At 61.6% G+C, this 15,077-nt stretch carries 14 protein-coding genes; 10 read left to right on the forward strand and 4 right to left on the reverse strand.

The annotated features are described in order from the left end of the window. Nucleotide 1: 1 nt before the first annotated feature. Nucleotides 2-1,042 (forward strand): phosphate acyltransferase PlsX, encoded by a 1,041-nt coding sequence (plsX, locus tag H6851_13530; protein MCB9944624.1) that lies wholly within the window; start codon nt 2-4, stop codon nt 1,040-1,042. Continuing rightward, on the forward strand, nt 1,039-2,010 hold the full coding sequence (locus H6851_13535) for a ketoacyl-ACP synthase III (protein MCB9944625.1): 972 nt from the start codon (nt 1,039-1,041) through the stop codon (nt 2,008-2,010). The genes plsX and H6851_13535 overlap by 4 nt, the downstream gene beginning before the upstream one ends. A 68-nt stretch (nt 2,011-2,078) precedes the next feature. On the opposite strand, the gene H6851_13540 is transcribed toward H6851_13535, so the two are convergent. The 4 genes from H6851_13540 to H6851_13555 are packed head-to-tail and all read right to left on the reverse strand — an operon-like array spanning nt 2,079 to nt 8,842. Continuing rightward, nucleotides 2,079-4,139: a hypothetical protein gene (locus H6851_13540; GenBank protein ID MCB9944626.1), complete on the reverse strand. Its 2,061-nt coding sequence runs from the start codon at nt 4,137-4,139 to the stop codon at nt 2,079-2,081. Then, nucleotides 4,136-6,886 (reverse strand): DUF4159 domain-containing protein, encoded by a 2,751-nt coding sequence (locus H6851_13545; GenBank protein MCB9944627.1) that lies wholly within the window; start codon nt 6,884-6,886, stop codon nt 4,136-4,138. The genes H6851_13540 and H6851_13545 overlap by 4 nt, the downstream gene beginning before the upstream one ends. A 4-nt stretch (nt 6,887-6,890) precedes the next feature. Continuing rightward, the gene (locus H6851_13550) at nt 6,891-7,799 is read right to left on the reverse strand and encodes a DUF58 domain-containing protein (protein MCB9944628.1); all 909 of its coding nucleotides are present in this window, start codon (nt 7,797-7,799) and stop codon (nt 6,891-6,893) included. Nucleotides 7,800-7,801: 2 nt separating this feature from the next. Next, the gene (locus H6851_13555) at nt 7,802-8,842 is read right to left on the reverse strand and encodes a MoxR family ATPase (protein MCB9944629.1); all 1,041 of its coding nucleotides are present in this window, start codon (nt 8,840-8,842) and stop codon (nt 7,802-7,804) included. 127 nt (nt 8,843-8,969) lie between these two features. On the opposite strand from H6851_13555, the gene H6851_13560 reads away from it, so the two are divergent. The 8 genes from H6851_13560 (at nt 8,970) to frr (ending at nt 15,064) form a co-directional block, all read left to right on the forward strand. Further along, the gene (locus H6851_13560) at nt 8,970-9,494 is read left to right on the forward strand and encodes a DUF1285 domain-containing protein (GenBank protein ID MCB9944630.1); all 525 of its coding nucleotides are present in this window, start codon (nt 8,970-8,972) and stop codon (nt 9,492-9,494) included. Next, complete coding sequence (locus tag H6851_13565) at nt 9,455-10,108, forward strand: CoA pyrophosphatase (protein MCB9944631.1); 654 nt, start codon at nt 9,455-9,457, stop codon at nt 10,106-10,108. Before H6851_13560 ends, H6851_13565 begins: the two co-directional genes overlap by 40 nt. Before the next feature lie 39 nt (nt 10,109-10,147). Then, nucleotides 10,148-10,405 carry a hypothetical protein gene (locus tag H6851_13570; GenBank protein ID MCB9944632.1) on the forward strand — a complete coding sequence of 86 codons (258 nt, stop codon included), beginning with the start codon at nt 10,148-10,150 and terminating at the stop codon, nt 10,403-10,405. Beyond that, the gene (locus H6851_13575; protein ID MCB9944633.1) at nt 10,389-11,588 is read left to right on the forward strand and encodes a CCA tRNA nucleotidyltransferase; all 1,200 of its coding nucleotides are present in this window, start codon (nt 10,389-10,391) and stop codon (nt 11,586-11,588) included. The genes H6851_13570 and H6851_13575 overlap by 17 nt, the downstream gene beginning before the upstream one ends. Before the next feature lie 270 nt (nt 11,589-11,858). Further along, a complete protein-coding gene (rpsB, locus tag H6851_13580; protein ID MCB9944634.1) occupies nt 11,859-12,689 on the forward strand; it encodes a 30S ribosomal protein S2 in 831 nt (276 codons plus the stop codon). A gap of 43 nt (nt 12,690-12,732) precedes the next feature. Next, nucleotides 12,733-13,656 carry an elongation factor Ts gene (locus H6851_13585; GenBank protein MCB9944635.1) on the forward strand — a complete coding sequence of 308 codons (924 nt, stop codon included), beginning with the start codon at nt 12,733-12,735 and terminating at the stop codon, nt 13,654-13,656. A gap of 92 nt (nt 13,657-13,748) precedes the next feature. After that, complete coding sequence (locus H6851_13590) at nt 13,749-14,504, forward strand: UMP kinase (GenBank protein ID MCB9944636.1); 756 nt, start codon at nt 13,749-13,751, stop codon at nt 14,502-14,504. After that, nucleotides 14,501-15,064 (forward strand): ribosome recycling factor, encoded by a 564-nt coding sequence (frr, locus tag H6851_13595; GenBank protein MCB9944637.1) that lies wholly within the window; start codon nt 14,501-14,503, stop codon nt 15,062-15,064. Before H6851_13590 ends, frr begins: the two co-directional genes overlap by 4 nt. Nucleotides 15,065-15,077: the final 13 nt, after the last annotated feature.

Below are 15,077 nucleotides of genomic sequence, written 5' to 3' on the forward strand. Positions count from 1 at the left end.
GATGAGCCTGATCATAGCCCTGGATGCCATGGGTGGCGACGATGCCCCGCAGATGGTGATCGATGGAGCGGCCCTGGCCCATCAGCGCGAACCGGATATCCGGTTCCTCCTCGTTGGTGACGAGCGCAGGCTGAAGCCTATGCTCGACCAGCATGCCGAACTGAGGTCCGTGTGCGAGTTGTTGCACACGGAGGAATATGTCGCCGGCGATGCCAAGCCCAGCGTCGCCCTGCGACAGGGGCGCAACAGTTCGATGCGTCTGGCTATCGATGCGGTGCGTGATGGCAAGGCTGCGGCGACGGTGTCGGCTGGTAATACCGGTGCACTCATGGCCATGGCCAAGGTTGTGCTGCGTACCCTGCCATCCATCGACCGCCCGGCCATTGCGTCGGTCCTGCCGTCGCGGCAGCGGCCCGTGGTGATGCTCGATCTGGGGGCCAATGTCGATTGCAGTGCCGAAAACCTGCTCCAGTTCGCTGTAATGGGGGAAGTGTATGCACGGGCAGTGCTGGATATCGAAAAACCGAGAATTGCCCTGCTCAATGTCGGAACCGAAGAGGTCAAGGGGGACAATGTGGTGCGTGAGGCCGCGGCACTTCTTCGAGACAGTGGCCTCGATATCGATTATGCGGGCTTCGTCGAGGGGAACGACGTGATCGACGGTACGGTCGATGTGATCGTTACCGACGGTTTTACAGGCAATGTGGCACTCAAGATCGCGGAAGGCACCGCCTCACTGTATGCAGGTGCCCTGCGCGATGCATTTCGAAGTTCTCTCGGTGGCAAGGTCGCTTATTTGTTCGGGCGCAGGGCGCTGCGCCGCCTGCGCGCAAAATTCGACCCCAGGCTTTACAATGGAGCCATGTTCCTCGGTGTGAACGGTGTTGTGGTCAAGAGCCACGGTGGTACCGACGCCGTTGGATTCGCCACGGCGATCAAGGCCGCGGCCGATATTGCCCGGCGGGGAACGAATGAGCGCATTATCGAGGAGATGAGCGCACTCGTCTCGGAGTCCAATTCTGCGGATGCTGCTGCACGGTGAGCCAGACAACCCGTTCCCTTCTGCGTTCGGTCGCGTCCTACCTGCCCGATCGGGTGTTGACCAATGACGAACTTTCGAAAACTCTCGATACTTCGGACAGCTGGATTCGCGAACGTACCGGCATTGCCCAGCGGCATGTTGCGGCCGAGGGCGAACTGACCTCGGATCTTGCGACGAATGCCGCCCGCGAAGCGTTGCGGCGCGCCGGTGTTCAGGTTGGTGCCGTCGACCTGATCATCGTGGCCACCGCCACTCCTGACCATACCTTCCCGGCGACGGCAACGGCGGTCATGCGCAAACTCGGGGTAGGACCATGCATGGCGTTTGACGTGCAGGCGGTCTGTGCCGGCTTTGCCTATGCCCTGATGCTCGCGGACAGCCTGATCCGTACGCGACAGGTTCATCTTGCCGTCGTAATCGGTGCGGAGACCTTCTCGCGCATCCTCGATTGGAAAGACCGCGGTACCTGCGTATTGTTTGGCGATGGCGCTGGTGCCGTGGTGCTCACCGCTGACTCTGCCAGCGACGATGCGGGCATTCTTGCCTGTACGGCGTCGGCCGACGGGCGTTACTACGATGAACTCTATGTCGACGGCGGTCCATCATCCACAGGTACTGCCGGTCACCTGCGCATGAACGGACGCGAGGTTTTCCGCCATGCCGTTGGCCGCCTTGCCGGTGCGGCCAGCGAGGTCCTGCAACAGGCGGGGCTCACCATTGCCGATGTCGACTGGCTTGTTCCGCATCAGGCCAATATCCGCATCATCGAGGCGGTGGGCAAGCGATTGGGGCTGGCCGATGGAAAGACGGTCGTCACGGTGGAAAGACATGGGAATACCTCGGCCGCATCCATCCCTCTGGCTCTCGATACCGCGTGCAGCGATGGACGAATCGGAAATGGTGATCTCGTGCTGATGAACGCCATGGGTGGCGGTTTTGCCTGGGGGGCTGTCCTGGCCCGCATGTGAGGCCAAACCGGACATCCGGTTCCAAACGGTCGATGTGGTTTTGTGGTTTTCCGACTGTTGGCAATCCGTCAGTTGCGGCCCTCCCGCCACCACGCCGTGCACAGCGTTCCGACGAGCAGGATCAGTGCCAGCAAGGGGGGCAGCAGGGCCTTCTGAGTAACACCGGTCACCTTGTGCGCATTGCGTTCGCGGATGCCGATCCAGCCGCGGCCGGCGCTGGCCCTTCCGTCACCGACAATCCGGAATTCAGGTATGCCGTCGACATCGAGCCACCGGGTCGAACCACCGGTAGCATCGACAACCGGGGCGAGTTCATCTCCTGTGGCGCGCAGTTCGGTGAGCTCGACCCGGGAAAGTCGCCTCGGCGAGGCGTAGGCCACGAGATCACCATCGACGATGCGATAGGTTCCATCTTCCGTGGCGGGCACATATGCAGTGAAGATGCCATTTTCATCTATGGAAAGATCAACCTGTGATTGCTTTCCCGAGGGGGCCGTCATTGTCACCGTGCGATTGTCACCAGTGATTTCGAGGCTGCGTCGCTCAATGGTCAAGCCGTCCCCCTCGGCGCGTGCCGAAAGCGCTTCCTCCTCCAATTCTGGTTCCTTCATCAGCCAGTGTACCAACCGCCGCAACAAGGGGGCCTGCGGACCGCCTCCCTCGAATCCCCTGGCCCACAGCCAGGCCTGGTCCGACAGGAGCTGTGCCACTCGGCCTTCACCGACCCGGTCGAGCACCAGCAACGGGCGGTCCGCGACACCGGTCATCAGAGTACGTCCACGATCGTTCTCGATGTCGATCTGCCGAAACCATCGGCCCCAGTTTTCTGGATCGCCCAGACCGGCCGTCACCGGATGCAATGTACCGTCCCTGGTGACCGCTGGCTTGAAGCCTCGTTCGAAAATCTCACCTGAAGGGCGACCGGGCAGTACACGCGAAAGCGGCGTGCGATAGAGGCTCATCGCTTCGGCAAATTCGGGACCGGCTTCATCCAGCAATGCACCGCCCTGTTCGACATATCGCGCGACATTGTCGAGATAGACCAGTGGCAGAAGCCCTCGACGGGCGTAGCGGTCGAAGATGACCAGATCGAATTCCGGCAATTTGACTTCGAACAGTTCACGGCTGGGAAATGCGATCAACGCCAGTTCGCGTATCGGCGTTCCATCCTGCTTTTCCGGAGGACGCAGGATCGTGAAATGAACCAGATCGACCGCCGGATCGGCCTTGAGCAGGTTGCGCCAGACGCGCAGGCCCGGATAGGGCTGTCCGGAGACGAGCAGCACGCGCAAACGGTCGCGAATACCGTTGATCGTCACCGTGGCGCGGTTGTTGAGCAGGGTCAGTTCGCCATCCCCATCCATCGGTGCCGCTTCGGCTTCGATCACGCTCTTTCCGGCCTTGTCGAGATTGATGGGTACAGCGATCGATTCGCCGGGAGTGGCCAGGATCTGTTCGAAAACTTCCCCGTCCTTGCGAAGAGTGACGGGTATGCCGGCTGCACTTGGCTGCGGGTAGTCGTCGACCTTGAGCACGATCGCCAGCGGCTCTTCGAGCAATCCGAAAGTCGGGGCCTTCTCGATCACCAGCTTGCGATCGGTTTCGTCCGGCCGGCCGGCAATGAGGGCATGGAATGGTGTTCCCGGATCGAGCTTGCCGGGATCATCGGGAACATCATGGACAATGCCGTCCGTGAGCGCGACGATTGCGCCGAGCCGGGTTCGATCGATTTCAGCGAGCCTGGCGCGAAGGGCTGCAAACAAGGCGCTGCCTTCGTTCCGGTCATCGTCGACGATCACTTCCTCGACACGTATCCCCCTGATGTCGTCGAGCTTCTTGTGCAGCGCAAGGCGCGCATTCTCGATCAGCTTGTCACGTCCATCGATGCGTGCACTGGCGCTATGATCGACCAGCATCAAGACCGTATCGTCGAGAGGTTCGCGTTCGGCGGTGATAATCTGCGGATTGAGCAGCATGGTGAGCGCGATGGCGAAGAAGAGGGTTCTCCAGACCCAGCCTCGGGCATTCCTGAGCAATCCGACGCCGATCAGAACGATGGCAGCCAATGCAAGGGTCGTCAGCAGCCACACGGGTAGATAGGGTGCGATGCTGATCTCGCTCGAACTCATTGACCCAGCCTTTCAAGCAGTGCCGGCACATGGACCTGATCGGTCTTGTAGTTGCCGGTGAGGGCATACATGACCACATTGACACCGAACCGACGTGCCATCTCCCGCTGGCGTTCGCCACCGGGCACGACGGGTAGCAAAGAACGGCCATATTCATCGGTTGCCCATGCTCCAGCCCAGTCATTCGAGCCGACAATCATGCTGGCGACGCCATCGTTGATGCCCGAGGGAGTCTGGTCGACCCATACAGGCCGGCCGGTGAAGCGGCCGGGAAAATCTTGCAGCAGGTAGAATGACCGGGTGAGCACGTGATCCTGCGGCACCGGTTCGAGCGGTGGGATATCGAGATCGTGCAGGATCGTCTGCAATCGCAACTCGCCCGGACCTGCGGCGGTCTGGCCGGGCAGCATGCGGGCGGCATCGCCGGTGTCGATGAGGACCAGCCCGCCATGATGCATGTAGTCGTCCAGATGGGTGATCGCTTCTCCGGGGATTCGCGGATGTTCGGGCGATATTGGCCAGTAGAGTAACGGAAACAGGGCGAGATCGTCCGAGTAGAGGTCGACCGCGACCGGGTCTCCGGTCTCTATCGTCGTCCGTTGCTCCAGCACGAGGCCCAGCCCGACAAGGCCTGCCCGGCTCATGTCATCCACATCGCGCAGTCCTGTCCGGACATAGGCCAGTCGTGTCATCGAGGTGAGCTTTGCCGTATCGTCTTCCTGGGCCTGCACGGATGGTGCGCTCGCAAGCACCACGGCGACGACGATCGCGATCGAGGCTGTTCGCGACATGCGTGCAGGTTCGGGCAGAATGCCGCGGAAGACGTAGGAAATGGTGAGATCGACCATGGCCAGCAGCAGGGAAATGCCCAACAGCCAGGGTAGCAGGTCGGTTTCCTGCGCGGCGTCGTATCTCCGGGAATGGGTGGCAAGATCACGCAGGTCCATGGGTTCGATACCATGGATGGCGGTTTGAATATTGAGGGCGACACGCGCATGTTCGTTCGTGGTTTCGAGGCTGTCGGCAGGGGCCCACAAGCCCGGTGGAGTGAGCGGGCCGGCCACCTGGCTGGCAAAGTCTCGTCCATCAATTCGTTCGATATCCACCTTTGCGTCGACCAGGCGCCCGAAGCCATCGAGTACCTGATCGATTCGCATCAACCCTGATTGCAGACCGCCCGCGCCCGGTGCCATCGCGAGAATCTGGCGCAGGATGTCGATGAAAACGCTCGACAGTGGCAGGTTCGTCCACGCGGTGTTGGCGGTCGTGTGCACGAGGATCAACCATCCCGCGCCGATGCGCTTGCCGGTGATGAGTGGGGTGCCATCTTCGAGACTGGCAAGTGTGGCACCGGCGAGTTCGGCGGAAGGCTGGGCCAGCACCTGCTGAGTGACGGTCACCTCGTCACTGATGTCGATACCGGCCAGCGGGCTATCCGCGGGTATGGGGGCCATCATCAGAGGAGTCGACCAGGAAAGTGCTCCGCCCAGGCTGCGATCCCCATGACGCAGCGGGACCGGTACAAAATCGTCATCACCATCGGCAAGTCTCGGACCGGCGAAGCGCAGCACCACGCCACCGGCTTTCATCCAGGGATCGAGCAGGGAACGGGCGTGAGACTCGATCTGTTTTTGGTCGGTCAACACGAGTAACGATATGGGCTGGTCGAGTAACTCCTCGACGGAACCTTCCCTTACCGTGGCAAAAGGCGACAGGGCACGCGAAAGATAATAGGACTCCGCCAGCAGGGGTTGCGCGACGGAGCTTTGCGACGGTGCAGCGATGCCGACGCTTCGCCGCCGCCAGCGCTCGTCGAACAGCACCGTGGCACCGGCCGACTCCTCGCCGGTTATTTCTATGCGGGCCACGTGACCGAGCAGTTCGGCCGGGAGGTCGAGCTGCATGTCGAGCTGTCTGTCGCCATCGGGAATACTCTCCCTGACACGTGCGAGAACCTCGCCGTCCGGCCCGATGGCGTTCAGGCTGACAGGCCGTTCGCCCTCGCTGCCGGCCCGTTCCACCGACAGCAGAAGTCCTTGGGATTGAGGTTCAGGTACGTCGAGGAGGATCGCGCGTTCTCCATCGGCGGGGGTCACGATCGTCAGCGATCCGAGTTGACCCAATTGTTCCGCAAGCTGGATGGCGGGGCCCGGTGTCGCCTCACCGGCAACCAGTCCGTCTGTCAGCCATATCGAGGTCGCTTCGTGGAGGGCCAACTCGGCTATCGCCTGGCCCGTCGCTGCCCGATCAACGGGCCATGGGCGAGGTTCGAGGCCCACCAGACTTTCGCGCGCCGTGATGGCATCGAAGCGCTGGACAGCAATTCCGTTCTCGCCGGGAGCGGAACGTACGAGAACGATTTCCCGATTGTCGCGTTCTGCCTGCACCAGAACGGTGTCCAGCGTCGATATTCGCTGATTCCAATGGGATGCCGCTGCCCACCCGTCATCGAGAACGATCACGACCGGTCCGCTGCCTTCCAGGGCCGGGGCCGGGTTGAGCACCGGCCGGGCCACGGAAAGGATGACCAGCATCGCCACGGCTATGCGCAGGAGCAGCAACCATAAGGGTGTGCGAGCCGGTGTCTCCTCACGGGTAACCAGTTGCAGCAGCAACCTTAGCGGCGGAAAATGGACGGATTTTGGCGCCGGCGGGGTCAAGCGCAGCAGCCAGTAGAGCCCAGGCAATCCGGCAAGGGCCATCAGCAGCCAGGGATGGGCGAATGCGAGCGGTCCCAGTGTCAGCATCGCCTCAATGTCCCTTTGCAGCGCTCATGAGTTCGTAGACCGGCAACAATCCGCCGAGAACCGGGCGGTCGGTTCGATGCTTCAGCACGGTCCATCCGAGCTTTCGCGAAAGGGAGGCAAGTCGGTTGCTGTGAGCGTCGAACAACTGCAAATAGCGCTGGCGTATGTCACGCACGCTGCCAAACAGCGCTTCGCCGTCCCCTTCCAGCCCGCGAAACAGCGTACGGCCGTTGAATGGTAGCTCCATCTCGGCCGGATCGATGATTTGCAGGAGTACGGATGTGACCGTCAGCGAAGCGATGTTGCGCAGGCTTGTCTCCACTTCCTCGGGAGCCTGAAGCCAGTCGGACAGCATTACCAGCCGGCCGTGCGCGGGAAGGCGTGCGACGGGAGGCAGGGGTTCATCGCGCATGGCCGCGTCGAGGAGATCCTGTGCCAGGCGCTCCACGGCATGGCGTCCCCCCGACGGCCTGTGATCCGAGCCCAGCACGGCAACCTGTTCGCCGCCCCGAACCAACAGGTTGGCCAGCGCCAGGGCGATCAACAGTGCGCGTTCGTGCTTGAAGGCGGTGGAGGCGATCGAGCGAAAGCGCATGGATGCCGATTGATCGACCCAGAACCATACGCTCTGTGCTGCCTCCCATTCCTGTTGGCGGACGAACAGATGACGCGAGCGTGCAGACTGGCGCCAGTCGATGGCCGTGGCCGGTTCACCCGGTTGGTAGGGGCGGTATTGCCAGAATGTCTCGCCTGTGCCGGTACGCCTGCGGCCATGAATGCCCTGGATGACCGTCGATGCGACGCGTTCGGCCTCGACGAGGAGCCCGGGCAGGCGGTCTCCGTAGACCTGCGAGCGGGCACGGATGGCATCGAGACCGTCCCGGGAAAGAGAGGAGCGGATTTCAACGGGCATCGTCAGGCCAGCACCCTGGCACAGGTCCGCTCGATGATATCGTCGACGCCGATGCCCTCGGCACGTGCGGCGAAGGTCACCGCCATGCGATGACGCAGGACGGGGGGTGCCATTGCCCGAAGATCCTCGCGTGACGGAGCGAGACGCTGATCGAGCAGCGCACGCACGCGCACGGCCAGCATCAGGGCCTGACTGGCGCGGGGGCCGGGCCCCCAGGCGATATGGCGGGCGAGTTCTTCATCCGCTCCGGCACCCGGACGGGCGGCCCGTACGAGATGAAGAATGTCATCGATCAGCCGTTCGCCGATCGGCAACCGGCGCACCAGTGCCTGCAACGCGATCAGCGCATTCCCGTCCATGACCCGACCGACGGCCTCTTCGCTGTCGGTGGTCGTGGCAATCATCATCTTCCGCTCGGCCTCGGGGGAGGGATAGTCAATGTTGACCTGCAGCAGGAAACGGTCGAGCTGTGCCTCGGGAAGGGGATAGGTACCCTCCTGTTCGATCGGGTTCTGGGTCGCCAGCACATGGAACGGTACCGGCAGCGGATGGTCGGTTCCGGCGACGGTGACCTTGCCCTCCTGCATCGCCTGAAGCAGGGCTGCCTGCGTGCGTGGGCTCGCCCGGTTGATCTCGTCAGCCATCAGCAGCTGGCTGAAGATCGGCCCCTTGATGAACCGGAACTGATGCTCGCCTGAGGGAAGTTCATCGACAACCTCCGATCCCAAGATATCGAAGGGCATCAGATCGGGAGTAAATTGCACGCGCTTCTCAGCCAGTCCCAGCACGGTTCCCAAAGTTGCCGCCAATCGCGTCTTGGCCAGGCCAGGTATGCCCACGAGAAGGGCATGGCCGCCTGAGAGAATGGTGATGAGACATTCCTCGACCACCCGTTCCTGACCGAAGATGACCTTGCCGATTTCGGCGCGCACGCGGCCCAGCACGTCGACGGCATCGTCGAGCTGCCGCTCAAGCTGGTCGGTTGTCACGTCGTTCACGTCCTGCTCCTCATCGTCGCCCACGCCTTCCAGGATGTTCCGCATGACCAGCCTTTCACACAAATGCGGGGCTGGTATCATGTGTATCTCGTCTATAAATAGAGCAAGAGTGTTTTGTTTTCACGTTAATGCAAGCGTGCCCCGGACGAAATCTCGTGGACTCACCTTCGCCATGAAGCGCGCATTCGATCCTGACCGCATCTTGCGCGACCTCCTTGCCAGTGGTCGCGACGGCGAACATTTCGACATGCGTATCGATTCGCGTGGGCAGTGGTTTCACGAAGGGCGGCGCATCGAACGCATCGAACTGGTCAGGCTTTTCTCCACCATTCTGCGCAAGGCGGATGACGGCAGCTACTGGCTGGTCACACCTGTGGAACAGGGGCGTATCGAAGTCGAGGATGTACCTTTCGTGCTGCTGGAACTCGCACTCGAAGGTGAGACCGGCTGCAATGGGCAGATAATCCGGCTGCGAAGCAATACCGACGAGTGGGTCACCATCGACGATCGATATCCCCTGGTCATGCGGGAACGTTCCCACGGAGGCGGCCTTGCGCCCTATGTCACGATCCGCGACCGGCTCGAAGGCCGGGTCGCCCGGGCCGTATTCTATGAAATGGCCGACATGGCCGTTGAACATGAGGGAGAAATCGGGGTGTGGAGTTGCGGCACGTTCCATGTGCTGGGTGCTCGTTGAGAGGGGCGGGGGGGCTGACGGCGCAGGAGCTTCGCCTGATCATCCGGCAAGCGGCTGGCGACGTGTCGAGCCATCACATCGCCGGTGATGAATCGCGCGACCGGCAGCGAACACGCCTTACCCCGGCGGCAGTGCTCATCGGCATCGTAGATCGTCCCGACGGGCTATCGCTGATCCTGACCCGGCGCACGGCTCATCTCAATGCCCATGCGGGGCAGATCAGCCTTCCCGGTGGCCGCATGGAGCCGGAAGACCCGAATGCGCCGGCAGCCGCTCTGCGCGAGGCGCAGGAGGAGGTGGGCCTCGATCCAGAGGCGGTCGATATCCTCGGCGGGCTCCGTACCTATGACACGGTGACCGGCTTTCGGGTTCATCCGGTCGTGGGCTGGATCAGGCCGCCAGTAGATTTTTCGATCGACCCGTTCGAAGTGGATGAACTCTTCGAGGTGCCGTTCGCCTACATCATCGATCCGGCCAATCAACGGCGTGATTCCTTCCTGCGCGATGGTGTACGCCGACATTTCTGGGCCATACCCTACGGTCCTCATTATATCTGGGGTGCGACGGCCGGCATGCTGGTGAATTTCAGCCGCCTGCTTAACGGACAAACCTGAACAGGCTGTTCTTGCCATTAAACGGGCCATTTTCACATGCTGCGAATCCTGCTCCAGTACCTGTTGCCCTTTCTCGTTCCATTTGCGGCCTATTTCGGATGGCGCTGGCTGGTGTCCAACGGACGGGACTTTCTCGACGATACGCCCTGGTATGTGCTGACCGTTACTGGCCTCGGGTTCGTGGTGGTGGCGCTGTTTGCTCTCGGGCTGCAGACGGAAGGCTCTCCGAACGGAATTTACGTTCCTCCCCATGTTGAAAACGGACTGATCGTGCCGGGCCATGTCCGAGAACCCTGAATTCCTTTCTCAAGAACGTGTTTCCTGGCTGCGGACACCGGAAAGTGCCGTACTGTTCGACCGGATCGCCGGTGCGGGCGGCAGGGCCCGCTTCGTGGGGGGCTGCGTGCGTGACGCACTGCTCGACCGGGTGGTCTCAGGTGGCGATATCGACATTGTCACCAGTCTTCTGCCGCAGGCGGTGATGGCTTTGTTCGATCGCAGCATTCCCACGGGACTGAAGCATGGCACTGTGACCGTGCTGTTGGGCAGGGCTTCTTTCGAGGTTACCACACTGCGGCGCGACACGGCATGCGACGGTCGACATGCGGTTGTGGAATATACCGGCGATTTTGCCGAGGATGCTGCCCGGCGGGATTTCACCATCAATGCGATGAGTTGCGAGCCTGATGGTCGCATTCACGACTATTTCGGCGGTCGGGAAGACCTGCGTGCCGGAAGGTTGCGCTTCGTCGGCGATCCGGCAACCCGCATTCGCGAAGACTATTTGCGCATCCTGCGCCTGTTTCGCTTCTTGCCGCGCTATGCCCGTGAGCCGCTCGACCCTGCTATTGTGGACGCCGTCGCGAGCCATCTTGGTGGACTCGACCGGCTTTCGGGTGAACGCATCGCGGCGGAGATTCGCCGTATGCTGGCATACGAATTTGCCAGCGGGGCCATTGCACCGATGATGGCGACCGGAGTGTTCACCCGCATTTTCGGGGGTGACGGGGATCTTGCGGGCCTGCAGTATCTCGACGGCCCCGCAAGGGGAGCAGACTGGCTGACGAGGGCGGTCGTGCTGGTCAGGGATCGTCTCGATCCGGCGTCCTTCTGTGAACGTCTGAGGTTTTCGCGGCAGGAGAGTGACGATCTCGTTTTTGGCTGCACAGCGGATCTGCCGCCGCTTGGCGAAACGGATGCCGCGCTTCGCGCCTGGGCCTACGGTATCGGCGCCGTGCGGGCGAGGCTGCTGCTGCTGGTGGCCTATGCCCGGCAACGGCTCGATTCAGCCGGCCTTGATGCGGCACGGGCTGTACTCGACGATTTCCGCTATCCGGCCGTGCCCGTCAGCGGCAAGGATCTGCTGGCCCTCGGCATGACGCCCGGACCTGCTGTCGGAAAGGTCTTGCGCGACATGGAACAACAGTGGATCGACAGTGATTTTACCCTGGGTCGCGAAGATCTGCTGGCATCAATCTAGGCATCCGGTTCCGGCTGGACTGTTTGTGTGCCGCCGTTTATCGCCGGAGAGCAACTGCGTCAGGCCGACTGCATGATCCATGCGGTCAGCCCGGTGCGGCCTTGACGGCTGTGACGATGATGCCCGGTGGGGTTGCGCTTGCGGGATTGTGAGCCTACATAGACGCCGACCTCTCACGCGGGTGGGTCGCAGCCCTGCGGCACTCACCGGTGTCCGGATGTTCCGGATCCAGCACCCGCGGTGGATCAACCGGTACAGGACTGAACGATCATGGCATTCCCGACCTTCACGATGCGTCAGCTGCTTGAGGCTGGCGTTCACTTCGGCCACCAGACCCGGCGCTGGAATCCGCGCATGGACGAGTACATCTTCGGTGTGCGAAATGGTGTCCATATCCTTGACCTGACCCAGACCGTGCCGATGATGGATCGCGCGCTCAAGACGGTTCGCGACGTGGTCGCCGGTGGTGGTCGTGTTCTGTTCGTCGGGACAAAGCGCCAGGCACAGGAACCGGTGGCGCAGGCAGCTGCCCGTAGTGGTCAGTATTATGTCAATCATCGCTGGCTGGGCGGCATGTTGACCAACTGGCGCACCATTTCCAATTCGATTCGCCGTCTGCGCGAGCTTGAGAGTCGCCTGAGCGACAGTCAGAGCGGCTTTACCAAGAAGGAGTTGTTGCAGCTTCAGCGTGAGCAGGAGCGTCTGGAACGCTCTCTCGGTGGCATCAAGGACATGGGGGGGGTCCCCGATATCCTGTTCGTGATCGATACCAACAAGGAGTCGATCGCGATTGCCGAGGCCAACAAGCTGGGTATTCCCGTTGTCGCGGTGTTGGATAGCAACAGCAATCCTGAAGGTATCCGTTATCCGGTCCCGGGCAACGACGATGCGAGTCGTGCGATCAACCTTTATTGCGATCTGATGGTCGCGGCCGTGCTCGACGGCATTCAGGCCGAGATGTCGGCCAGCGGTGTCGATCTGGGCGAGGTCGAGGAGCTTGTTGGCGAGGATGTGGTCGAGGCCGCTCCCGCCGAAGAATCCGATCCGGTTTCGCATCCGGTATCTGCAGGGGAGGACGGACAGGCGCAGGCCGCCGGCTGACCCCTGAACCTGCACTTCATCTATCGAAAGAGATTCGAATATCATGGCTGAGATCACTGCTGCTCTCGTCAAGCAGCTCCGCGAGCGTTCCGGAGCGGGCATGATGGACTGCAAGAAGGCGTTGGGCGAAACGGGTGGCGACATGGAGTCCGCCGTCGACTGGTTGCGCAAGAAGGGCCTTGCCGCCGCCGCCAAGAAGTCGGGTCGCGTAACCTCCGAAGGGCTTGTCGCCGTAGCTCTCGATGGCACGCGCGGCGCGGTCGTCGAAGTCAATTCCGAGACGGACTTCGTTGCCCGCAACGACCAGTTCAAGGATCTGGTGACATCGATCGCCGGTGTGGCCATCGAGGCTCGCGGCGATCTTGAGAAATTATCCGCACAGGTGCTGCCATCCACGGGCAAGAGCGTGGCCGACAGCATTGCCGATGCGGTGGGGGTCATTGGCGAGAACATCCAGTTGCGCCGTACCGACTATCTCGAAGTCGATCAGGGTGCCGTGGCTGGATATGTCCATGCCCAGCAAGCTCCCGGGTTGGGTAAGATCGGCGTTCTGGTAGCTCTTCAGTCGGCTGGCGACGCGGAAAAGATAGCCGATCTGGGGCGTCAGATAGCCATGCATGTCGCCGCCACCAGTCCCCAGTCAGTCAATGTCGATGGGCTTGATCCGGCTGTCGTCGAGCGCGAGCGCAACGTTCTGGCCGAGCAGGCACGGGCGTCAGGCAAGCCCGAGAACATTATCGACAAGATGGTCGAGGGACGCCTGCGCAAGTTCTACGAAGAGAGCGTGTTGCTCGAGCAGATTTACGTGATCGACACGGACAAGCGGGTCAAGGAGGCGGTGGCCGATGCGGCCAGGTCCATTGGCGGGAATGTCGAGATCAAGGGCTTTGTCCGGATGGCTCTGGGTGAAGGTGTCGAGAAGAAGGAAGACGATCTCGCTGCCGAGGTTGCCAAGCTGACGAGCTGATTGGCCCGTTTGCATATATGGCCCGTCGTGGACTATCTATGACGGGCCATGCGGCGGCGGTGGTTCGAACGGGACGGATTGGACGAAGAAGAATGAGCGACGGCGAGGCATCGAAGACAGGTCACCGGCGTGTGCTCCTCAAGATGTCCGGAGAGGCGCTCATGGGCCGTCAGGGATTCGGTCATGACCGTGCCGTCCTGCGGCAGCTCGCGGGCGATGTTTCCGAAGCCTATGCTCTGGGCGTTGAAATCTGCATCGTCATCGGCGGCGGGAACATCATCCGTGGTGCGTCTTTGGCTGAAGCCGGTGTCGAACGGACCAGCGCTGACTACATGGGGATGCTGGGGACGGTCATCAATGCGATCGCCGTGCAAAGCGTTATCGAACAGGCTGGCATTCCCACGAGGGTGATGTCTGCCATACCGATGTCGGCGGTATGCGAGCCCTATATCCGTCGCCGCGCGGTTCGGCATCTGGAGAAGGGGCGGGTCGTGATTTTCGCCGCCGGGACGGGAAATCCTTTCTTCACCACCGATTCGGCAGCAGCACTGCGGGCCTCCGAAATGGGCTGTGACCTTCTGCTGAAGGGTACGCAGGTCGATGGCGTCTATACGGCCGATCCGAAAAAGGACCCTGGTGCCCGTCGTCTGGAACGATTGACCTATCTCGAAGTATTATCCAACGATCTCAAGGTCATGGATGCTTCCGCAATCGCCCTTGCGCGCGAGAATCATATCCCCATCATCGTGTTTTCGGTCCACGCACCCGGTGCCTTCGCCCGGGTTCTTCGCGGTGAGGAGCCGCATACGATCATAACCGAAGAAACGGGTATGGGAGGACGGTCATGAGCGAGGGTGAGCTCGATCTCGACGACATCGAACGGCGCATGGATAGTGCGGTTGATGTGCTGCGCAAGGAATTTGCCGGCCTGAGGGCCGGACGTGCGTCCGCGAGCCTTCTCGAACCCGTGGTGGTCGAGGCTTACGGCGCTGAAATGCCGCTCAACCAGGTCGGCAGTATCAGTGTTCCCGAGCCGCGGATGTTATCCGTTTCGGTATGGGACAAGGGGCTGGTAAAGGCGGTCGAGAAGGCTATTCGCAATGCTTCTCTGGGCCTCAATCCGGCGGCCGATGGTCAGCTGGTTCGCGTGCCCATTCCCGAGCTCAGCGAGGAGCGCCGGGTCGAACTGGTCAAGGTCGCCCATAAATATGCCGAGGAGACCCGCGTGGCGGTCCGCAACGTTCGCCGCGGCGGAATGGACCAGCTCAAGCGTATGGAAAAGGATGGCGAAATATCGCAGGATGAGCACAAGATGTGGGCCGATGAGGTTCAGGCTCTGACGGACAGGCATATCCAGACGATCAATGAGCTGCTCGAAGGTAAGGAGCAGGATATCAAGACGGTTTGAGGCCGAATGCGTT

This window comes from Geminicoccaceae bacterium (assembly GCA_020638465.1).
GTDB lineage: Bacteria > Pseudomonadota > Alphaproteobacteria > Geminicoccales > Geminicoccaceae > JAGREO01.

What these genes read in the sequence shown, in the direction of transcription:
- plsX (MCB9944624.1), top strand. Translation starts at nt 2, where the DNA reads ATGAGCCTGATCATAGCCCTGGATGCCATGGGTGGCGACGATGCCCCG.
- H6851_13540 (MCB9944626.1), bottom strand. Translation starts at nt 4,139, where the DNA reads ATGAGTTCGAGCGAGATCAGCATCGCACCCTATCTACCCGTGTGGCTG.
- H6851_13545 (MCB9944627.1), bottom strand. Translation starts at nt 6,886, where the DNA reads ATGCTGACACTGGGACCGCTCGCATTCGCCCATCCCTGGCTGCTGATG.
- H6851_13550 (MCB9944628.1), bottom strand. Translation starts at nt 7,799, where the DNA reads ATGCCCGTTGAAATCCGCTCCTCTCTTTCCCGGGACGGTCTCGATGCC.
- H6851_13555 (MCB9944629.1), bottom strand. Translation starts at nt 8,842, where the DNA reads ATGCGGAACATCCTGGAAGGCGTGGGCGACGATGAGGAGCAGGACGTG.
- H6851_13560 (MCB9944630.1), top strand. Translation starts at nt 8,970, where the DNA reads ATGAAGCGCGCATTCGATCCTGACCGCATCTTGCGCGACCTCCTTGCC.
- H6851_13575 (MCB9944633.1), top strand. Translation starts at nt 10,389, where the DNA reads ATGTCCGAGAACCCTGAATTCCTTTCTCAAGAACGTGTTTCCTGGCTG.
- rpsB (MCB9944634.1), top strand. Translation starts at nt 11,859, where the DNA reads ATGGCATTCCCGACCTTCACGATGCGTCAGCTGCTTGAGGCTGGCGTT.
- H6851_13585 (MCB9944635.1), top strand. Translation starts at nt 12,733, where the DNA reads ATGGCTGAGATCACTGCTGCTCTCGTCAAGCAGCTCCGCGAGCGTTCC.
- H6851_13590 (MCB9944636.1), top strand. Translation starts at nt 13,749, where the DNA reads ATGAGCGACGGCGAGGCATCGAAGACAGGTCACCGGCGTGTGCTCCTC.
- frr (MCB9944637.1), top strand. Translation starts at nt 14,501, where the DNA reads ATGAGCGAGGGTGAGCTCGATCTCGACGACATCGAACGGCGCATGGAT.